This is a genomic window from Pseudomonas sp. GZD-222, assembly GCF_049310525.1.
Classification (GTDB): domain Bacteria; phylum Pseudomonadota; class Gammaproteobacteria; order Pseudomonadales; family Pseudomonadaceae; genus Aquipseudomonas.
Window position 1 is genome coordinate 59,034 of sequence record NZ_JBMOWO010000126.1, and the last position, 18,133, is coordinate 77,166.

Genomic DNA, 18,133 nt, shown 5'->3' on the forward strand with positions numbered 1-18,133 from the left:
AAGATACGCGCGAATGCTGCTGATTGCGAGCACGAACTTCATGCCGAACAGACCACTGCCAGCGCCTGCTCGCGCATACGCCGATACCCCCAGAACGCTACCAGTGCCACAGCGGCCCCTGCCACCAGCGCCAGGTTGAAGGCAAAACGCGCGCCCTCGCTATCCACCAGTTGCCCGGACGCCGCAGCACCCAAGGCCACACCCACATTCAGCCCGGCCAGCAGCCAGGTCATGCCCTCGGTCAATTGTCGTTCCGGGACGATCTTCTCCACCAGCGACATCGCCACGATCAGGCTCGGGGCGAAGAACAGGCCGGCGATCAGCACCGCGCCAGCGAGCTCGGCAATAGTGCCTGCGATCACCAACGGCAGAGTGGTCGCAGCAGTGGCCAGGCCGCCCAGCAGCAAGAGTTTGTGCAGCGGTGTTGTCAGTTTCAGCGCGCCGAATACCAGGCCCGCGGCACAGGAGCCGATGGCGTAGCAGGACAGGACAATACTGGCGGCCACAGGACTGCCCATTTGCTCGGCGAAGGCGACACTGACGATATCGACGGTGCCGACGATTACCCCCATGGCGACCATCAGCAGGGCCAACACACGCACGTTTGCCAGCTTGATCACGGACGCCGTTTGCGCGTGTGTTTGCTCATCGGCGTCTACCGGTGGTTCGCTGCGGACTTGCGCAGCCAGGGCCAGGGCGCCGGTCGCCAGCAGCACCGCCGCTGCTAACAGACCTGCTTGCGGAAAAACCACGACGCTCAAACCAACGGCAAGGGGAGGGCCGGCGATGAAGGTCATTTCGTCAAACACCGTTTCCAGCGAGTAAGCCGTCTGCAGCTGCGCTTTGCCTCGGTAGATCGCCGTCCAGCGCGCACGCACCATCGCCGACACGCTCGGCATGAAACCCGTCAGCACGGCGGCCACGAACAATGTCCAGTCAGCTGTTTGCCAGTAGCTGCAGGCCAGCAGCACCAGAATGCCCAGCACGCTGATAGCGGTGGCCAGCGGTAGTACCCGGCGCTGTCCGTAACGATCCACCAGGCGTGAGACCTGCGGCGAGGTCAGGGCATAGGTCAGGACGAAAGTGGCGGATACCGCGCCTGCCAGGGCGTAGCTGCCGCGCAGTTGCGCCAGCAGGGTGATGATGCCGATGCCTGTCATCGGCAGCGCTAACCGGGCGAGCAGCCCGGCCAGTGAAAAACCCTTGGCGCCCGGCGCCTGGAACAGTACCCGGTACGGATTGGCCATGCTCGATTCTCCTTATCGAATCAGCCCGGCGTGCAGAGGCAGGGCTGGGCTGGATATATACATACGTTGCGTATGATTAAGATCCTATTATCATACGCGCTGAATGTATATAGCTTTCACGATCCTGAATCGACCTGGCCGCACTGGCCTGACCCGGGGGTGCTGAACGGTAGCGTTGGTTTAGTAGAAGCCTATCTGAGAATCGCAAAAGTAGAGTCTTACCCCCGTAACTTCCATGCCACCTTACACCGCAAGAAAAATGGACCAGAGGAAAAATACCTTGTTCGTTGCCGAGCCGACCGTGTGGCCAGGCTTGCAGCGAATGCAACGAGACCCGGATGTCTCTCGCCTGGGAAGGCCGGTTTCCCGGTGTCTTGAGTGATTTTGCAATCACCCTTGAACAGTAGGAGATAACAATAATGATCAACACTCTGAAATTCGCAGCGCTGGCAACGGGGTTAATCACGGCCAGTCACGGCTTTGCCGCCGACCTCACCATCGTCTCCTTCGGAGGCGCCAACAAAGAGGCTCAGGTAAAAGCCTTCTATAAACCCTGGCAGCAAGCCAGCGGCAGCAAGATCATCTCCGGCGAATACAACGGCGAAATGGCCAAGGTCAAAGCCATGGTCGACACCCGCAGCGTCTCCTGGGATGCGGTGGAAGTCGAATCGGCCGAGCTTGCCCGCGGCTGTGACGAAGGCATGTTCGAAACCCTCGACCCGGCGCAGATCGGCCTCGACAGCAAAGACTTCGTGCCCGGTGCCATCCAGCCATGCGGCATCGGTTTCCTGGTGTACTCGACGGTACTGGCCTACAACGCCAGCAAGCTGAAAGAGGCGCCCACCGGCTGGAAAGACTTCTGGGACGTCGAGCGCTTCCCGGGCAAACGCGGCCTGCGCAAACTGGCCAAGTCGACCCTCGAGTTCGCCCTGATTGCCGACGGTGTAGCACCTGGGGAGGTGTACACCTTGCTGGCGACCGAGGCCGGCCAGGATCGTGCCTTCGCCAAACTCGATCAGATCAAACCGCACATCCAGTGGTGGGAAGCCGGCGCACAGCCGCCGCAGTACCTCGCAGCGGGGGATGTGGTGATGAGCTCGGTGTACAACGGCCGCCTCTCGGCCGAGCAACGCAGAACCTATGACCTGAAAATCGTCTGGTCCGGCGGGCTCTACGAGTTCGACTCCTGGGCCATCCCGCGCGGTGCGTCACGCCAGGAGAAAACCCGCGAGTTCATCGCCTTCTCGCTGGAGCCGGTGCAGCAGAAAAGCTTCGCCGAGCACATCGACTACGGCGCGGCCAACCTGCAGGCGATGGACCTGCTCGACAAAGCGCGCATCGCCGAACTACCCACCGCTCCTGAGAACCTCGCCCAGCAAGTGCCGGTAGATGCGCTGTTCTGGGCAGACCATGGCGAACACCTGGAGCAGCGGTTTAACGCCTGGGCTTCGCGTTGATCCTCTGAACTGTTGTTTTTGTCAGCCATGGGGTGTAAACCCCATGGCTGCGAAACATAACTCAGCAAGGAGCCACGCATGAGCGTTCGAGGGAATGATCGTCAGATCGACAACATTGAATTCAACGTCAGCGACATCGCGCGCAGCAAAGCCTTCTATGGCGCTGCGTTCGGCTGGACATTCGTCGATTACGGGCCGAGCTATACCGAGTTCAGCGATGGTCGGCTTACCGGTGGTTTCACCACTGGCGAGGCGGTGCGGCCGGGCGGGCCACTGATCATCCTGTATGCGGATGACCTTGATGCAGTGCAGCAGCGTCTTGAAGGTCTGGGCGCTGTTATCAGCCGCGAGATCTTTTCGTTTCCCGGCGGGCGCAGGTTTCATTTCATCGACCCGGATGGCTATGAGCTGGCGGTCTGGACTGCGCAACAGTAGGCTCGGAACTGCCCTTGGCCCTGATCCGCGAGGTCAGCGTTAAAGGTGGGTTTATCACCAATATCGTCAGTTTGGATACTGACGTTGGCAGCATTGAGTTTCGGTGTTTCGGAGTGAAGGGCATTGCCAGGGAGAGTGAGCGCTTGAGTCTCTAGCAGGCTTCGATGTCGGCTGTGTAGGGGGGCCGAATCTGCGGCCCCAGTACGATGTTGCTTGAGTAGGACCAGGCTGGTTATTTCGGTACCCGACGTTCCACCATCTCTTCCTCGATACCATCGAGCAACGCATCGACCAACCCTTTGGCCATCTCGATGGAATGCAGCGTCGCCCAGATCACCCCGCGGGTATCCGGGTCGACCTTGTCACAGGCCTGCATCCCCGTGTCATTGGCGCAACGCAAGTACATCGACGCATGTACCAAAGCGTCATGTGCATCGATACCCGCGCGTACCTATTGGGCGTCATTTCGCATGCTCCCATACTTTCTCGATAAGTTCCTGGGCAGAGTTTCCGATCGCGGCGGCGACGCCTCCGGCTATAGCACCCGAAACGCAACCCACGCCGCCAGCGAGTAACCCGGCGATGCAGCCTCCTACTCCGCCGTTAACGGCCCCTTTTCCGTCCGCGACCGCAAGATCGAGTGCATGTTCGCTCGCGCTCTTGGCCTTAGCCAATGGTTGTTCTGCACTACGAGCTGCCAGCGTCTGGAATGCGTGCTCGCTGTATATGGTCTGTTGACCGTCCCGCAGAACCGTAGTGGCAACCATGAGCCCTTCACGAACGTCGTTGAAGTCCGCGTATTTCGTTTGTAGATTGCCGAGTCTTTCGATAGCGTTGGGCACGCTATCAGCGTTGTCAAGCTCCCGCGCGGCTTCAAGAATAGCGGCACGCGATTTTGCCGGAATGCTGGAAGCGGGTGTAAGTGACAGGCACGAGGCCGCCAGATCCAACTTTTGATTCGTTGTATCGTCCAGAATCTGACTCTTGGATATTGCAACCAACAGCGACTTTGAAGTCTGTGGAGATCGTGCAAGGACGTCGACGTTTTGTTTCCGCACCAGAGCAGTAATAGGCTCCACGTTTTTTTGAATCGACAGGATAATGTTCGTATGGTCCTTCACCGTCAACTGCAGGCAGTTCTTCATGTCGGGAGCCTCTGCATATGCAGAGGCCGGGAGCAGAGGTAGACACCAAAGCGCCAGGAATGCTGCGGACCGAGCGTGCTTATAGGTAGTCATGGGGTTGCTCCTCATTTGTATGAAGCCCAATAAGGTACGAGTTGAGCAACACTGTTGCTTTATGGCAGTGTTCGCTCGAGTGAGTAGCTAGCCGACGAAACACAGCGGTGCACTCAGTGAGAGTGTAAGTGTAGATGAGTTTCAAAGTGCCAAGAATGGATAACCAGCGCTGGTTCGCTTAATAGCTACCTTCGTAACTACGCACCGCCAACATGGCTGTCAGATGCAGCATCGCCCGACAAAAGACCGGATGACAAAGGTCAAACGGCAAGTCGTCAAGCGGAGCCCAAAAAAACCTGAAAGTGTGCCCATGGTCATCGAGCGTGTCGTGAGCCCATTGATCCGGCAACACTACTCCCGCCTCACACAATTGAAACGCCCATACCTGATCCAGATACCCGGCATCCCAGCAGCCCAAATCCGTTACAACCGTAGCCGAGTCGATCCCGGATTCTTCTTTCAATTCGCGAAGCGCAGCCTGGGCAGGCGTTTCCCGGTTCTCGATCGTACCTTTGACCAGTTGCACCCCAGCCAGCGGATGCTGGAACAATAGAATGCTAGGGCCAGGCGAATGGCGGAGGATGACGGGGCAGGCTTTGTTTGGTGTCATGGCGATCTCCTTATCGGCAAGGAGGCAATCATGAACTGGCGTAGTGATTCTGGACACCACTTCAAGTCATCCAAACACTGCCCTCTGCCAATGCTCCTCACTAATAATCGCAATTCCCCCACCAGCCTCCCTGATCTCCACTGCCTTCTTGATCTTCGTCCCGTAACTACTGTGCAGCCATTGCTCATTCCCGACACTACCCACCACCAGGTAGTGCACTTTCTTGCTCACTGAACCGCCAATCAATCCACCGCGCTCAAGCACCAGCGCTTCGCATTCCTTGCGTGGTCCAAAGGCCATAGCACCAGTGAATAGATACACCCGTTCCGACCAATCCAATACCGGTGCAGGATTGTTCAGGGGGAGGGTGGTTGGTGCGGTGAAGGGCCTGACGCTGCTGTTAGGAACGCCAGTGAACTGTTGGAGTACATCCAGCAATTCCGCAGACTCATCGGCATCCAGAATCCCATCGCTGAGCATGTCGGCCAGGCGCCGGTAGAGCAGGTTGATGACCGGGTCATCGAGGTGAGCCAGGTGCTGTTCAATCCAGCTTTTGAGGAACTCGGCTTCCTGCTGATTGATGGTGCTGTCTGCCGTCAGGCCAGCAGCGATGCCGAGCAAGGCATCGGCTGAACGACGGTCGATTCGGGCCTGATGGTAGAAGCGGCTGTTCTGGAATTCCTGATGCAAGTCGACCATGACGCAACGCTCCTCAATCCTCAATTTCAACCTGCGGGTTGTAGTACTTGCTCTGATCCGGCGTAAAGGTCACCACCATACCGGTGCGGCTGCAGTTGAGGGTCAGCTCGGCTCCGGTGTCGATCTGCAGGTCTTCGCCGCGCAGGCCTTGCCATTGGGCGAGGTATTTGAGCGAGCCGAATTTTTCGCGCTTTTTCAGGGTGCGTTCCACGCCGCCTTTCCAGCCCAGTACCGGCAGTTCTCCAGCGAGGCAGCGCTGGGCGATGTCGGGGTGTTTGAGGGCGCGTTCGCGGCCGATTTCCCAGCAGCGGATCAAACCGTTGTCCGGGCCTTGCCAGGTGTCGATCCAGGTGAGGGTGGGGCGCACTGCTAGGTGGATCGGGCGGTGGACAATGCTGCTCATTCAGCCTCCCTGGCTGGTTGTTTTTGTTGGGGTAGGGTGGTTCTGTGGGTGTGATGCTACTAATTGGCCATTAGTGGTGTCCAGCGTTGAAAAATGAAGATGTTGTGAGGCGGCGAAGGCCATTTATTTGGGGGCGGCCGGGTTGCGACCGCTTTGCGGTCGATCGCCGGCTTTGCCAGCTCCTACAGGTGTTGCGGTGTCTGTCAGGTCTTCGGGGCGGTGAGGCTGGCCATGTCGATGACGAAGCGGTAGCGCACGTCCGAGCGCTCCATGCGTTCGAAGGCTTCGTTGATCTGGTCCATGCGGATCATTTCGCAGTCCGGGAGGATGTTTTTACGCGCGCAGAAGTCGAGCATTTCCTGGGTCTGGGCGATGCCGCCAATCGGTGAACCGGCCAGGCGTCGGCGACCGAGGATGAAGGGCAGGGTGAGCTGTTCGTCAATGGGGCCGACCTGGCCGACGATGACCAGGGTGGCATCAACATCGAGCAGCGCCATGTACGGCGAGACGTCGTGGCGCACGGGGATGGTGTCGATGATCAGGTCGAAGCTCGACCGCGCCGCCGCCATGGCCTTGGCGTCGGTCGATACCAGTAGCTTGTCGGCGCCCAGTTCAAGGGCGTCGGCGAGTTTGTCCGGGGTGCGGCTGAGCACGGTGACAAATGCACCCATCCCGGCCGCCAGCTTCACCGCCATATGGCCCAGGCCACCGAGGCCGATGACCGCCACCCGGCTGCCCGGTCCGACATTCCAGGTGCGCAGCGGCGAGTAGGTGGTGATGCCGGCGCACAGCAGCGGCGCGGCCTTGGCCAGGTCCAGACCATCGGGCACACGCAGGACGAATTCTTCGCGCACCACCAGGTGTTTGGAGTAGCCGCCGTAGGTCGGTTCTTTGCTGATGCGGTCGAGGCCGTTGTAGGTCTGGGTGTTGTTCGCCCGGCACAGCTGCTCTTCGCCCTTGCGGCACTGGTCGCACTGTTGGCAGGAGTCCACCATGCAGCCCACCGCTACCGCGTCGCCGACCTTGTAGCGGGTCACATCACTGCCGACCTCGGTGACCCGGCCGATGATCTCGTGCCCGGGCACGATCGGATAACGGCTGATGCCCCAGTCGTCACGGGCCTGGTGCAGGTCCGAGTGGCAGACGCCGCAGTAGAGGATCTGCATGGCGACATCATTGGGGCGCAAGCCGCGGCGCTCAAACTCGAACGGCGCAAGCGGCGCGCTGGGCGTTTGGGCAGCGTAGCCGATGGTGTACATGAGGCACCTCTCTACAAGTCATGGGATGGCTGAGGAAAAAAGGCTCAGCCAATGACTATAGCTACCCGGGTGATATTTGAGGGCCTCATCGCGGGGCAAGCCCGCTCCCACCGGAGGGGTCAGCGTTGGCTGAGCCAGTAGTCATGCAAAGCCCGCGCAGCCGGCTCAATCGCCGCAACCCGCTGACGGTGCAACACCACATCCAGATCCACCGGCAGTTCAAAGTTATCCTGCTCGGCACAATCAGTAATTTTCTGCCGCTGACCCGCCAACCCCTCAGGCAGCCCTGGCCAGTTAGCAATGGAAACGCCCCGCACATAGCCAAAGCACCATTCTTCCGCCAGCGTCAGTGGCTGGCCATTGTGCTCGGTCTCATCAAACCGCGCCTTGAAGGCTTGCGGCTCGGTAGCCAGCTGAGTGGCGAGGGCATTCAGGTGCCGCACGCACAGATCAATGAACTGCCGGCATTCTTCAGGCGATTCCCATTGCGGCGTCTGACCACCGAAGATCGCCGGAAACCACTCGCCAATGTCGACCTGCGCCGGGCTCGAAACCAGCGCGGTGCAGAACCCGTCGAGCTCGGACATGTTGAGCACCGAGTGGTCGTCGCCATACTTGAGCAGGGTGTCGTCGATGAAGGCGAACTCGCTGGCGGTGAGGGCTTGGATTGGCATGGGAGGGTTCCTTGGCGAGGTGAACGGGCAAAAGGCGGGGAGGATGGCGCTTTGCAGCGTATTTATCCAGTACCGCACACACAAAGCATGTTACGCCTGGGCGCAGGCAACGCAGCGCACGCGAGCCACTAATTTTCTCGCAACCTGGTTCGTTCTCTTGGTAGCCACCGTACGCCAGCTGCGCGGCGGGCCCAATCAATCCAGGAGACAGGCAATGACATCCGTATTCGACCGCGACGATATCGTGTTCCAGGTAGTGGTCAACCACGAAGAGCAGTATTCCATCTGGCCTGACTACAAGGCTGTGCCGGCCGGCTGGCGCACCGTGGGCAAAAGCGGCCTGAAGAAGGATTGCCTGGCTTACATCGATGAAGTCTGGACCGACATGCGCCCGCTGAGCCTGCGCCAGAAGATGGCCGAATCCGCAGCAGCGCAGTAAGGGGCAGGCGGTGTCGTCACTGAACTTGCTGTGCCTGCCGTATTCCGGGGCCAGTGCCATGGTCTACAGCCGCTGGCGGCGCAAGCTGCCGGCCTGGCTGATGCTGCGCCCGGTGGAATTGCCCGGGCGCGGTGCGCGCATGGGCGAGCCGGTGCAAACCGATATGCAGGCCCTGGCTCGGCAACTGGCCAGCGAACAACGTCTGGCCGCCAGCCAACCCTATGCCTTGCTCGGCCATAGCTTGGGGGCCTTGCTAGCCTTCGAGCTGGCCCACGAGCTGCAGGCCCTTGGCTGCCCGTCGCCGGTTGCGCTGTTTGCCTGCGGCACGGCCGCACCGACCCGGCGGGAAGACTACGACGGTGGCAACTGGCGCGAGCCGAAAAGCGATGAGGTGCTGATCGATGAGCTGCGCAAGCTGCAGGGCACGCCGGAAGAGGTGCTGGCCAACCAGGAGCTGATGAGCCTGACCCTGCCGGTGCTGCGCGGTGATTTTCTCCTCTGTGGCCGCTACGCCTATCGTCAGCGTCCACCGCTGCACTGTCCGCTGCATGTGCTCGGTGGCGAAGACGATCGCGCCACCGAAGAGCAGTTACTGGCCTGGCGGCGGGAAACCCTGGGAGATTTCTCGCTGGAGACCTTCCCCGGTGGTCACTTCTTTATCCATGAGCATGAAGATCGGGTGCTGGGTGTACTCAGCGCCGCGCTGGAGCCGTATCGACTGTCGGCTTAGCGCCGGGATTGACGTGATGCCCGGCGCTGGGCGAGCCTTGGCGGTTCAACCACGACGCAGGTGCAAGGGATGTTGATCAAGGCGAATCAGGCCAGCTTGCTGGTTATCGATGTGCAGGAAAAACTTATTGGTGCCGTCAGCGACCCGGACGGCACGCTGGCCCGCACCCGCTGGCTGATGGCGGCCACCGCCGAGCTGGGGCTGCCGACGGTGATTTCCGAGCAGTACCCCAAGGGGCTCGGCCATACCGTTGCCGCCCTCAAGGCAGCATCGCCGGATGCCCAGGTGGTGGAGAAACTGCACTTTTCCTGTGTCGCTGGCGAATGCCTGCCAGCCTCGCTGCTTGCCCGCGAGCAGGTGATTGTCTGCGGCATGGAAACCCATATCTGCGTGCTGCAAACCGTGCTTGGCCTGCGCGCGCTGGGCAAGCAGGTGTTCGTGGTCGAAGATGCTTGTGACAGTCGAACGGTAGCCAGCAAGGCTGCCGGTATCGCGCGCATGCGTGATGCCGGGGCGCAGATTGTCACCCGCGAGATGGTCGTGTTCGAGCTGATGGAAAGCTCAGCACATGAGCAGTTCCGCCATATCAGCAAGACTTACATGGTCGGCGAACAACCCTGAACCGTGCACGGGCAGGTGGCTCAGGCTCGGCAAGTGCATTAGAGTGCGCGGCAAATTCATATCGACAGGATGTTCCCATGAAAGCCCGCGCCTTGCTGCCGCTTGTTTCCGCCCTGGCCCTTGCCGGCCTGCCTGTGCTTGCCCAGGCTCAGGCTACCGTTACCCAGGTGTTCAACGGCGAAATGCTCGGCACCAACCTCAAGTACTTCGAGTCGGTTGCCGGCGTTGCCCGTACCAGTTTTGGCGACACCCACACCTACAAGGTGCAAGGCTGCGAGATCACCGCCGACGCTACCGGTGGCACTGTCCATCAGTTGCGCCTGGCGCTGTCGCCTGCCTGCAAGGCCGACTTGAGCTCGTTCATCGGTGACTTCGCGCCGCCTGCCAACCAGCCGCTGACCTTCGCCGCGCTGCACCAGTCCACGGGCGGACCGCTGGAGTTTTACGCCGATTGCCTGGAAATGTGCGGCAACGCCTACGACCCCTCGGTGTATGCACTGTGGGAAGGCCCGCGGGCGATCGATTTCACCCAGGTGAAGGTCGAAGCCATGCTCACCGATGACGCGGCCATCGACGCAGCCAGCAAGTGGAGCGCGGAGATGAAAAAGCACAAGGGCGAGGAGTTTGTCGTCGACAACAAATACAACTGTGATCGCAGTTTCGACCCGATTGCCTTGCAGAGCTTCAAGCCGGTGGCGATCACTGCCGTGACCATTGGTACCGAGCTGAGCAAGCCGGGCTGCTGATTGCAGTCAGGCCCCGCCCTCGCTACTGTGCTGCTGTTGCCACAAAAGGCGAGGGTGGTGCATGCAAGTTCGAGGTTTAGTGTTTGGCGTTGCCGTGTTGCTGACGGTACAGGGCTGCGTCACCCAGCGTGAAGCGCCTGAGTCGGATCCGGCCAAGGTACGCGCGCAGATCCAGCGCCTGCTGCCGGCCGCCACCAAGGACCGTGAAGGCTGGGCCCGGGATATCCAGACGGCCTTCACCACGCAGAAGATCACCCCCAGTCGCTCCAATTTGTGCGCGGTGCTGGCCGTGACCGAACAGGAGTCGACCTTCCAGGCCGACCCGCAGGTGCCTGGCCTGGGCCGCATCGCCCGCCAGGAGATCGACCGCCGCGCCGCCCGCCTGCATATCCCGCAGATGTTGGTAAAAGGTGCGCTGCAAACCCGTTCACCCAATGGCAAAACCTACAGTGAACGGCTTGATGCCGTGCGCAGTGAAAAACAGCTCAGCGCAATTTTCGATGACCTGATTGGCAGCCTGCCGATGGGCCGCACCTTGCTGGGTGACTTGAACCCGGTGCGTACCGGTGGGCCGATGCAGGTCAGCATCGACTTTGCCGAACGCAATGCCCGCGACTACCCGTACAGCCATGAAGGAACGATTCGCCAGGAAGTGTTCAGCCGCCGTGGCGGGATGTACTTCGGCATCGCTCACCTGTTGGGTTACCCTAGCCACTATGAGCGCCAGGTGTACCGCTTTGCCGACTTCAACGCCGGTTGGTATGCCAGCCGCAATGCCGCGTTCCAGAGTGCCCTGAGCCGTGCCAGCGGCGTGAAGCTGGCGCTCGATGGTGACCTGATTGCGCCGGGGGCGATCATGCCCGGCACTACCGAGAAGGCGGCGCGGCGTCTGGGCGAGCAGTTGGGGCTGCGTAATCCGAGTATCCGCAGTCAGCTGGAGAAGGGTGACAGCCTGGATTTTGAAGAGACCCGGCTGTACAGCGGGGTCTATGCCCTGGCTGAGGGCAAAACCGGTAAGCCACTGCCGCGCGCGCAGCTGCCGGGGATTGAACTGAAGAGCCCGAAGATCACCCGCAAACTGACCACGGCCTGGTTCGCCAACCGGGTGGATGAGCGCTATCAGCGCTGCATGAAACGCTGATTGTAGGAGCGGATTTATCCGCGATGGACTGCGCAGCAGTCCCTTTTTTTGGGGCCGCTACGCGCCCCATCGCGGATAAATCCGCTCCTACAGAAAACGGCGATGTCAGGTGTTGCCGCTGACCAGCGCCCCCACCACTTGCTCAACACTGGCCTTCAACCCCGCCAGCGTATCCTGCGGATCGGTATCCACCACCACCAGCTTGGCACCTGAGGCGGCAATCACCTCCGCGACTTCCTTGCTCGGCTGCTTGTGGTGCAGCACCAACGCTACATCCTGCCCCTTGAGATCATCACCCAGGCGCTTGAGTGCCGCCGCATCCCACTGGTCGTCCGCTACCCGCGGGTGGTCGATCAGGTCCAGGTTCAGGCCGCTGATCAGGTAATCCAGACGGTCGGAAAGATTCACCACACTCAGGTTGTCAGCTTCGGCCAGACGCGATTCGCTACCGGCGCTGAGCTCCAGCAACTGGCGCTTGAGGCTCGCCAGGTTGGCCTGGATCTTCGGCTGCTCGCTTGGACTCAGACGGCCCAGGTCGTTAGCCAGTACATCTGCCATGCGCCCGAAGTTGGTGGGGTTGAGCCACGGATAGGCGGCAAAGGCGTTGTTGCCTTGCACCGCGATCCCCGGCAGGGCGCCATCCACCGGGCGGGCGGCGTCGATTTCGACGATGCGGATATTGCTGCGCCGCGCCACCGGATACAGCGGATCGTCACTCCAGATCGAACGCAGGGCGATCACCGCATCCGCCTGGCTCGCCGCTTTCTGCAGGCTCGGACCACCGCGGCCACTGAAGTAGGACGGCTGGCGCGACGCCGGAATGTTCGCCGGTGCCGCGCGCTGCAGTTTGACTGCGGTACCGTCGAGCAGGGCGCTGGCCAGGGCGTGGGTGACCGGCAGCGAAGCGAGGACGGTGACTCCGGCCGATTGCTGGGCCGCAGCCGGGGCATTCTGCGCCAGGCTCAGGGTAGGCAGGCCGGCGAGGGCCAGGGCCAGGCACAGGTGCTTGAGATTGAAGGTCATGCCGGATTTCCTTGCAGGCGTGGAACAAGGCCGCGGGCCAGGGCGGCGAGGGCGAAGCAGCAGCCGGCGACGAGGATGATCGCCGCGCCCGAGGGCACCGGCAGGTCAAAGACGATCGGCAGCAGGATACCGACCAGGGTGCTCAGGGTGGCGATTAGCACCGAGGCCCAGAAAAAGCCCTTGAGCGACTGACTGATCAAACGCGCCGCCGCCGCCGGAATCACCAGCAGGGCACCGACAAGGATGGCGCCGATGACCTTCACCGCAGCCACTGTGACCAGGGTCACCAGCACCACGAACAGGTAGTCCAGGCTCTTCACCGCCACACCACGCACCGCCGCCAGCTGCGGGTTGAAGCTGGCCAGCATGATGCGGTTGTACAGCGGCAGGGCCAGTGCCAGTACCAGCGTGCCGACAATGCCGAGCACCAGCAGGTCCTGGCCGCTGACGGTGAGTACCGAGCCGAACAGGACGTTTTCGAGGATGTGCACGTTGATCTTGCCGGCCAGCATCAGCAGCAGGCTGGCGCCCAGGGCCAGGGACACCGAGAGGAACACGCCGATCAGGGTGTCTGGCGACAGCCCGGTGCGGTTGCGCAAAAAGTTCAGGAGGATGCCGAACAGCAGGCAGTAGCCGAACAGGCTGCCGTACGGGCCGGTGTAGGGTTCACCGAGGAGGATGCCGATGGCCACCCCGGTCAGCGCGGCGTGGCCGACCGCTTCGGAGAAGAACGCAAAGCGTTTGACTACCACCAGGGTACCGAGCCCGCCGAGCACCGGGCCGATCATCAGCCCGGCGAGCAGGGCATTGACCACAAAGCCATAGGCCAGGGCTTCGGGCAGGTAGCCGGAACTGGCCCAGCCCTGGATCAGCAGGCGAAATTCTTCGTAGTTCATCAGGCGACGCTCTCGCTGCGCGGGTGGATGGAGAACAGGCTGAGCAGGCGATCCGGGGTCAGGGCCTGTTTCGGCGGGGCGTCGAACAGTACCCGGCGGCTGAGCCCGGTGACCTTGTCGGCGAGGCGCGCCACGGCTTGCAGGTCGTGCTCGATCCACAGCACCGTAGTGCCTGCCGCACGCCAGTCCAGCAGCAGGCGTTCGAACACTTGGATGCCGGCTTCGTCCAGCGCTGACATCGGCTCGTCCAGCACCAGCAGTTGCGGGGCCGGGATCAGTCCCTGAGCCAGCAGCACACGCTGACGCTCACCACCGGAGAGGGCACCCATGCGCCGCTTGCGCTTGTCGAGCATGCCGACCCGCTGCAGCGCCGCATCGATGGCCGGGGCCACCTTGCGCGACAGGCCAAGGAACGCCGGGCGGCGTTGGCACATGGCAGCCATGAAGTCGTCGACGGTCATCGGCAGGCCGCGGTCGAACTCCAGCGCTTGCGGCACGTAGCCGATCACCTGGGTGTCGCCGGGCCAGGTCAGGGTCAGTTGGCCCTGATGCGGCATCTGCCCGAGCAGGGTTTTCACCAGCGAGCTCTTGCCGCCGCCATTGGGGCCGACCAGGGCATGCACGCTACCGGCGGCGACCTTGAAGCTGACCTGATCGAGAATCCGCGTGCGCCCCAGGGTCAGGTCGATGCCGGCGAACTCGATGTCCGGCCCGCACGGCGGGGTGATGACGGTTTCGGCGACGGTCATGCCTTCGACTCCTTGATCGCACGGACCACGGTGTCGAGGTTGCGCTTCATCTCCACTTCGTACTTCTCCTTGCTGTAGTCGCCGTAGGAGATGTGGGTCAGCGGGTAGATCTTCACCCCGGACTCGCGCTGGATGGTTTCGACATAGGCCGAGGGGAAGTCCATCTCCGAGAAGATCACCTTCACGTCCAGGGCCTTGAGCTGGTCGATGGTTTTCTTCAACTGGCTCGGGCTTGGCTCGATGCCGTGAGCCGGTTCGACCACTGCAGTGACTTCCAGGCCGAACTCACGCACCAGGTAGTCATAGGCGGCGTGGATGGTAGCAACGCGGAACTCGGCGCCGGGTGCTTCAGTGACCTGGGCCAGGGCATCGGCGCGCAGTTTGCGCAGGCGCTTGGCATAGGCGCGGGCATTCTGGCTGTAGTACTTGGCGTTGTCCGGATCGAGCTTGCCCAGTTCGCGGGCGATGTTGTTGACCTGGGCGATGCTGGCGCTGATCGACAGGAAGGTGTGCGGGTTGACCACCTTGCCCGCGCCGCGTGCGGCAACACCGGTGGCGGCCAGCAGCGGGACGTTGGTGTTGGATTCGATCACGGTGATCTGCGGCTTTTCGCTGGCGGCGATCATGCGGTCGGCAAAGTCGTCATGGCCGATGCCGTTGAGCACCACCACGTCGAGGCTGCCGATGCGCTTGATGTCTTCGGCCCGCGGCTCGTAGGCGTGCGGGTTGAAGCCGGCCGGAATCAGTGGCACCACTTCGGCCTTGTCGCCGACGATGTTGGTTACGTAGCTGTAGTACGGGTGCAGGGTGATGCCGATACGCAGCGGTTTGCCATCGACGGCGGCCTGGGCCAGGCCGGGCAGGGCCACAGCCATGAACACAGTCAACAGACGACGGGCGAGTGCGGAGCGAAGCATGGGGCGTCCTTGTGTCAGTGGCGATGCTGGCGGGTGACGCCGGCGTCGTAGTGGGCGGCGATCTGCTGCCAGCCGGCGGCGATCAGGGCGGCAGGGCTCAAGTCGGCAGGAACGCTGGCGTCAGCCTTGCGCTGTAGCCAGACATCGGCGGCGCCGTCATGGTTCGCAGGGATCAGCATGAGAAAGCTGCCGGCGGTGCTCGGTGACTGGCTCAGGCCCAGGTAGGCCTGGTCACCGAGCAATTGCCATTGATGCTCACCCCGGCTGGCGCTGCTGGCATCTTTTACGAACGGTGGGAAGCCTTCTTCGACCAGCTCCGATACCTCGACCAGGGCCGGGTCTTCCTCGCGGCGCAACTGGATTTCCTCGAAGGCCACCCGCAGGTCGGCATACACCCCTTGTTCGGCGGCGCTGAGGTCGCGGCGGGCGTCGAGTTGATGGGCCTCGATGCTGACTTCGTCATGGCGTTCGCCGCGCAGGGCGACGATGCCGGCCGCCACCGCGAGGATCAGCAGACTGACCAGCAACACATACAGGGTTTCGTGCCCGGCACCGGCCGGGCGTACTACCTGGGCGCGGCTCATTGCTCGATATCTGCGTAGTCGATTTCCACCACGTGACCGGGGCCGGCGTCGAACAGCACGTAGAACTCGCCTTCAGGGCGCTTGAAGGTCAGCTTGGAGTTCTCCCCGAGCTTGCCGGGTACGAGGATTTCCTCGTTGTAGCCGATCACATCGAGGGTCACCCCCGGCGCGCCGCTGCCGTCGGAAAAGCCGCCGGTGCACTCGATCTGCTCGCCGTCGATCGGCTTGCATTCGCACATCGGGTTGTGCGCCAGGGCCGGGCTGGCGGCGCCCAGCAACAGCAGGGGCATGAGCAGCTTGCGGGCGGTGGACTTCATCATTTGCCTCCTTGTTTGTTCAGCCAGGCAACGGTGGCCGGCGATGCCTTGGCCAGCGGTATCGATGCCTGGTGCATGCTGCCGTCCCAGCCTTCGAGGGTGATCCAGAGTTCAGCGTCCGGGCGGGTCTTGGCCGGGATCGGCAGACTGTTGCCCATGCGGTAGGGTGGGCCGAAGAAGATCGTGCCGGCGGCGCGCAGGCTGCGCGGCTTGCCAATGCGCAGGTAGGCGGCCTTGACCTGGTCGATGCAGGTTCTGCAGATACTGGCGTTAAACGACTTGAAGTGACCGGCCGGGCCGTCGGCCACCGGCGCGTCATCGCGCAGCTCGGCCAGCTTAAGGCTCCACGGGCCGACCTGGATGTCGCCCAGTTCGCGCTCACCCAGGCCGCTGTCGCCGCGAAACATCGCCTGCTCGGCGAAGTACTTCGGCATGAAGCCCAGCGGGATCAGCAACAGCAGGATGTTCAGGTGAAAACGCCATTTGTGCCAGAAGCGGCTCAGCGGGCTTTGCGGCGCAACTGCTGCCTTGCTCATAGGCTGGCCTCCGTAGCGGTGTCGGCGTTGGCTTTGGCGTCCTTGCGTGGCGCGCGTTCGCTGCGCTTGAGCGCGGCGGCGGTGGCCTGTGCGGTGCGCTTGGTCCAGATCAGCAGGCCGCTGAGGACCATCATCGACAGCACCAGGCCGAAGAACGCCCAGATCAGTTTGATGATCAGGCCGCCGAAGTCACCGGTGTGCAAGGGGCGCATGGATTCGGTGACGAACTCCAGGGCCGAGCGGTCGCTGAGCAGGAACTGTGCTTCGATCTTGCTGTTGTAGGGGTTGACGTTCACGGTCTGGAACATCAACGGATACCAGCCGCGGCCACCCAGGTAGACGTGCGAGTAGGCGTTGCCGGGGAGGGTGACGAAGCTCACGTCGAGGCCGGGGATCTGCTCCTTGGCGATGCGCGTGGCGTCGTCCAGGCTGATGCGCGGCGCTGGCTCGCCGGTGGCGGTGAGCGGCACGTCTTCACGGGCGATCACCGGTACCACCGGCTCGGTGGAGATGGTCACATGGTTATCGCCCAGAATCGCCTGGATCAGGAACCAGGTGCCGGTGATCGAGATCACTGCAATGAACCAGATCGACCAGATCCCGCTCAGGCGGTGAAAGTCGCCCCAGAAAATCCGCGCGCCGTGGTTAAAGCGCAAGGTCGGCTTGAAGAAGCCCTTCCAGAATTTTTTATAGACCACCAGCCCGGTCACCAGCGAGGCCAGCATCGGCAGGCCGAGCAAGGACACCAGGTACCAGCCCCAGCTGTAGCCGTTGGTGAACGGCACCAGCCACCAGCCGTGCAGGGCGCGGGTAAAGGCTTCGAAGTTGAAGTCTGGCACCTTGCCCTGGATGGCCCCGGTGTACGGGTTGACGTACAGGGTCGGGGCGCTGCCGTCGGGGTAGGTGACCGAGGCATTGAGGGCGAAGTGCGAGCCGTCCGGCTGGCTCAGAAAGCGCACCGCCATGTCCGGCTCGGCCTTGTGCAAGGCATCGAGCACCTGCTGGAAACTCAGCGGCTGGGCGTCGTCGCTGGGTTTGCTGGCGCGCACATCCGGGTTGGCCAGCCAGACGATTTCCTGGCTGACCACGGCCAGGGTGCCGGTAACGCAGACGATCAGGACGAAAAACCAGATCGGCAGGGCGAGCCAGCTATGGACGAGAAACCACAGTCTGGACTTGGATTTTTTCGCTTTTTGGGACATTGCAGGTGTCTTTTCAGAGAAATTGAGGTCGAGCCGATGCTCAGCCTTGGGACTGCAATAGATAAGACGAACGAGAATCGTAAAACCCGCAGCCGTAGTTGAAAGTAAATGTTTCTGTTTTGCGGAACGATATACCTATTGTCGTTAATTTTCATTCGCGTTCATCCGTTTTTCTTGGACTACCGGGCCTGCAGGCTCGTTGTTCCTCTG

Annotated in this window: 23 protein-coding genes; 7 read left to right on the forward strand and 16 right to left on the reverse strand. The window is 61.9% G+C overall.

The annotated features are described in order from the left end of the window. Positions 1-38 precede the first annotated feature (38 nt). The gene (locus ACO6VD_RS23985; protein ID WP_422422446.1) at positions 39-1,247 is read right to left on the reverse strand and encodes an MFS transporter; all 1,209 of its coding nucleotides are present in this window, start codon (positions 1,245-1,247) and stop codon (positions 39-41) included. A 419-nt stretch (positions 1,248-1,666) separates the two neighbouring features. On the opposite strand from ACO6VD_RS23985, the gene ACO6VD_RS23990 reads away from it, so the two are divergent. Further along, complete coding sequence (locus ACO6VD_RS23990) at positions 1,667-2,704, forward strand: ABC transporter substrate-binding protein (RefSeq protein ID WP_422422447.1); 1,038 nt, start codon at positions 1,667-1,669, stop codon at positions 2,702-2,704. 78 nt (positions 2,705-2,782) lie between these two features. After that, on the forward strand, positions 2,783-3,139 hold the full coding sequence (locus ACO6VD_RS23995) for a VOC family protein (RefSeq protein ID WP_422422448.1): 357 nt from the start codon (positions 2,783-2,785) through the stop codon (positions 3,137-3,139). Positions 3,140-3,371: 232 nt separating this feature from the next. Here ACO6VD_RS23995 and ACO6VD_RS24000 read toward each other — a convergent pair whose 3' ends face one another. From ACO6VD_RS24000 to ACO6VD_RS24030, 7 genes are all read right to left on the reverse strand, one after another. After that, positions 3,372-3,578: a DUF6124 family protein gene (locus tag ACO6VD_RS24000; RefSeq protein ID WP_422422473.1), complete on the reverse strand. Its 207-nt coding sequence runs from the start codon at positions 3,576-3,578 to the stop codon at positions 3,372-3,374. A 22-nt stretch (positions 3,579-3,600) separates the two neighbouring features. Beyond that, entirely contained in the window at positions 3,601-4,377 is a 777-nt protein-coding gene (locus ACO6VD_RS24005; RefSeq protein ID WP_422422449.1) for a hypothetical protein, read from the reverse strand. Between the two features lie 178 nt (positions 4,378-4,555). Continuing rightward, entirely contained in the window at positions 4,556-4,987 is a 432-nt protein-coding gene (locus ACO6VD_RS24010; protein ID WP_422422450.1) for an NUDIX hydrolase, read from the reverse strand. Positions 4,988-5,053: 66 nt separating this feature from the next. Beyond that, entirely contained in the window at positions 5,054-5,686 is a 633-nt protein-coding gene (locus ACO6VD_RS24015; RefSeq protein ID WP_422422451.1) for a BRCT domain-containing protein, read from the reverse strand. A gap of 13 nt (positions 5,687-5,699) precedes the next feature. Beyond that, a complete protein-coding gene (locus ACO6VD_RS24020) occupies positions 5,700-6,089 on the reverse strand; it encodes a hypothetical protein (RefSeq protein ID WP_422422452.1) in 390 nt (129 codons plus the stop codon). Positions 6,090-6,292: 203 nt separating this feature from the next. Beyond that, positions 6,293-7,348 carry an NAD(P)-dependent alcohol dehydrogenase gene (locus ACO6VD_RS24025; RefSeq protein ID WP_422422453.1) on the reverse strand — a complete coding sequence of 352 codons (1,056 nt, stop codon included), beginning with the start codon at positions 7,346-7,348 and terminating at the stop codon, positions 6,293-6,295. Between the two features lie 119 nt (positions 7,349-7,467). Beyond that, a complete protein-coding gene (locus ACO6VD_RS24030) occupies positions 7,468-8,022 on the reverse strand; it encodes a UPF0149 family protein (protein WP_422422454.1) in 555 nt (184 codons plus the stop codon). Between the two features lie 214 nt (positions 8,023-8,236). On the opposite strand from ACO6VD_RS24030, the gene ACO6VD_RS24035 reads away from it, so the two are divergent. From ACO6VD_RS24035 to ACO6VD_RS24055, 5 genes are all read left to right on the forward strand, one after another. Next, positions 8,237-8,461 (forward strand): MbtH family protein, encoded by a 225-nt coding sequence (locus tag ACO6VD_RS24035; protein ID WP_422422455.1) that lies wholly within the window; start codon positions 8,237-8,239, stop codon positions 8,459-8,461. A gap of 10 nt (positions 8,462-8,471) precedes the next feature. Beyond that, positions 8,472-9,191, forward strand: a complete 720-nt coding sequence (locus ACO6VD_RS24040) for a thioesterase II family protein (RefSeq protein WP_422422456.1) — start codon at positions 8,472-8,474, stop codon at positions 9,189-9,191. Between the two features lie 69 nt (positions 9,192-9,260). Then, complete coding sequence (locus ACO6VD_RS24045; protein ID WP_422422457.1) at positions 9,261-9,812, forward strand: hydrolase; 552 nt, start codon at positions 9,261-9,263, stop codon at positions 9,810-9,812. 77 nt (positions 9,813-9,889) lie between these two features. Beyond that, complete coding sequence (locus tag ACO6VD_RS24050) at positions 9,890-10,558, forward strand: hypothetical protein (protein WP_422422458.1); 669 nt, start codon at positions 9,890-9,892, stop codon at positions 10,556-10,558. 61 nt (positions 10,559-10,619) lie between these two features. Beyond that, positions 10,620-11,699 carry a DUF1615 domain-containing protein gene (locus tag ACO6VD_RS24055; protein WP_422422459.1) on the forward strand — a complete coding sequence of 360 codons (1,080 nt, stop codon included), beginning with the start codon at positions 10,620-10,622 and terminating at the stop codon, positions 11,697-11,699. A 105-nt stretch (positions 11,700-11,804) separates the two neighbouring features. Here ACO6VD_RS24055 and ACO6VD_RS24060 read toward each other — a convergent pair whose 3' ends face one another. The 8 genes from ACO6VD_RS24060 to ACO6VD_RS24095 are packed head-to-tail and all read right to left on the reverse strand — an operon-like array spanning position 11,805 to position 17,923. Next, positions 11,805-12,722 carry a metal ABC transporter substrate-binding protein gene (locus ACO6VD_RS24060; RefSeq protein WP_422422460.1) on the reverse strand — a complete coding sequence of 306 codons (918 nt, stop codon included), beginning with the start codon at positions 12,720-12,722 and terminating at the stop codon, positions 11,805-11,807. Further along, positions 12,719-13,618, reverse strand: coding sequence for a metal ABC transporter permease (locus ACO6VD_RS24065; RefSeq protein WP_191833815.1), 900 nt, complete (start codon positions 13,616-13,618; stop codon positions 12,719-12,721). Before ACO6VD_RS24065 ends, ACO6VD_RS24060 begins: the two co-directional genes overlap by 4 nt. Further along, positions 13,618-14,367 (reverse strand): metal ABC transporter ATP-binding protein, encoded by a 750-nt coding sequence (locus tag ACO6VD_RS24070; RefSeq protein ID WP_422422461.1) that lies wholly within the window; start codon positions 14,365-14,367, stop codon positions 13,618-13,620. The genes ACO6VD_RS24065 and ACO6VD_RS24070 overlap by 1 nt, the downstream gene beginning before the upstream one ends. Continuing rightward, the gene (locus ACO6VD_RS24075; protein WP_422422462.1) at positions 14,364-15,284 is read right to left on the reverse strand and encodes a metal ABC transporter substrate-binding protein; all 921 of its coding nucleotides are present in this window, start codon (positions 15,282-15,284) and stop codon (positions 14,364-14,366) included. Before ACO6VD_RS24075 ends, ACO6VD_RS24070 begins: the two co-directional genes overlap by 4 nt. Before the next feature lie 14 nt (positions 15,285-15,298). Continuing rightward, complete coding sequence (locus ACO6VD_RS24080; protein WP_422422463.1) at positions 15,299-15,868, reverse strand: DUF6162 family protein; 570 nt, start codon at positions 15,866-15,868, stop codon at positions 15,299-15,301. Continuing rightward, entirely contained in the window at positions 15,865-16,185 is a 321-nt protein-coding gene (locus ACO6VD_RS24085) for a hypothetical protein (RefSeq protein WP_422422464.1), read from the reverse strand. Before ACO6VD_RS24085 ends, ACO6VD_RS24080 begins: the two co-directional genes overlap by 4 nt. Beyond that, positions 16,185-16,721: a thiamine pyrophosphate-binding protein gene (locus ACO6VD_RS24090; RefSeq protein ID WP_422422465.1), complete on the reverse strand. Its 537-nt coding sequence runs from the start codon at positions 16,719-16,721 to the stop codon at positions 16,185-16,187. Before ACO6VD_RS24090 ends, ACO6VD_RS24085 begins: the two co-directional genes overlap by 1 nt. Further along, entirely contained in the window at positions 16,718-17,923 is a 1,206-nt protein-coding gene (locus ACO6VD_RS24095; protein WP_422422466.1) for a PepSY-associated TM helix domain-containing protein, read from the reverse strand. The genes ACO6VD_RS24090 and ACO6VD_RS24095 overlap by 4 nt, the downstream gene beginning before the upstream one ends. Positions 17,924-18,133: the final 210 nt, after the last annotated feature.

Bases quoted from the DNA above. Each gene is read 5' to 3' on its own strand.
- ACO6VD_RS24090 (WP_422422465.1), bottom strand. From the start codon at position 16,721: ATGAGCAAGGCAGCAGTTGCGCCGCAAAGCCCGCTGAGCCGCTTCTGG.
- ACO6VD_RS24030 (WP_422422454.1), bottom strand. From the start codon at position 8,022: ATGCCAATCCAAGCCCTCACCGCCAGCGAGTTCGCCTTCATCGACGAC.
- ACO6VD_RS24060 (WP_422422460.1), bottom strand. From the start codon at position 12,722: ATGACCTTCAATCTCAAGCACCTGTGCCTGGCCCTGGCCCTCGCCGGC.
- ACO6VD_RS23985 (WP_422422446.1), bottom strand. From the start codon at position 1,247: ATGGCCAATCCGTACCGGGTACTGTTCCAGGCGCCGGGCGCCAAGGGT.
- ACO6VD_RS24005 (WP_422422449.1), bottom strand. From the start codon at position 4,377: ATGACTACCTATAAGCACGCTCGGTCCGCAGCATTCCTGGCGCTTTGG.
- ACO6VD_RS23995 (WP_422422448.1), top strand. From the start codon at position 2,783: ATGAGCGTTCGAGGGAATGATCGTCAGATCGACAACATTGAATTCAAC.
- ACO6VD_RS24025 (WP_422422453.1), bottom strand. From the start codon at position 7,348: ATGTACACCATCGGCTACGCTGCCCAAACGCCCAGCGCGCCGCTTGCG.
- ACO6VD_RS24020 (WP_422422452.1), bottom strand. From the start codon at position 6,089: ATGAGCAGCATTGTCCACCGCCCGATCCACCTAGCAGTGCGCCCCACC.
- ACO6VD_RS24095 (WP_422422466.1), bottom strand. From the start codon at position 17,923: ATGTCCCAAAAAGCGAAAAAATCCAAGTCCAGACTGTGGTTTCTCGTC.
- ACO6VD_RS24015 (WP_422422451.1), bottom strand. From the start codon at position 5,686: ATGGTCGACTTGCATCAGGAATTCCAGAACAGCCGCTTCTACCATCAG.
- ACO6VD_RS24010 (WP_422422450.1), bottom strand. From the start codon at position 4,987: ATGACACCAAACAAAGCCTGCCCCGTCATCCTCCGCCATTCGCCTGGC.
- ACO6VD_RS23990 (WP_422422447.1), top strand. From the start codon at position 1,667: ATGATCAACACTCTGAAATTCGCAGCGCTGGCAACGGGGTTAATCACG.
- ACO6VD_RS24045 (WP_422422457.1), top strand. From the start codon at position 9,261: ATGTTGATCAAGGCGAATCAGGCCAGCTTGCTGGTTATCGATGTGCAG.
- ACO6VD_RS24075 (WP_422422462.1), bottom strand. From the start codon at position 15,284: ATGCTTCGCTCCGCACTCGCCCGTCGTCTGTTGACTGTGTTCATGGCT.
- ACO6VD_RS24065 (WP_191833815.1), bottom strand. From the start codon at position 13,618: ATGAACTACGAAGAATTTCGCCTGCTGATCCAGGGCTGGGCCAGTTCC.
- ACO6VD_RS24035 (WP_422422455.1), top strand. From the start codon at position 8,237: ATGACATCCGTATTCGACCGCGACGATATCGTGTTCCAGGTAGTGGTC.
- ACO6VD_RS24085 (WP_422422464.1), bottom strand. From the start codon at position 16,185: ATGAAGTCCACCGCCCGCAAGCTGCTCATGCCCCTGCTGTTGCTGGGC.
- ACO6VD_RS24050 (WP_422422458.1), top strand. From the start codon at position 9,890: ATGAAAGCCCGCGCCTTGCTGCCGCTTGTTTCCGCCCTGGCCCTTGCC.
- ACO6VD_RS24055 (WP_422422459.1), top strand. From the start codon at position 10,620: ATGCAAGTTCGAGGTTTAGTGTTTGGCGTTGCCGTGTTGCTGACGGTA.
- ACO6VD_RS24070 (WP_422422461.1), bottom strand. From the start codon at position 14,367: ATGACCGTCGCCGAAACCGTCATCACCCCGCCGTGCGGGCCGGACATC.
- ACO6VD_RS24080 (WP_422422463.1), bottom strand. From the start codon at position 15,868: ATGAGCCGCGCCCAGGTAGTACGCCCGGCCGGTGCCGGGCACGAAACC.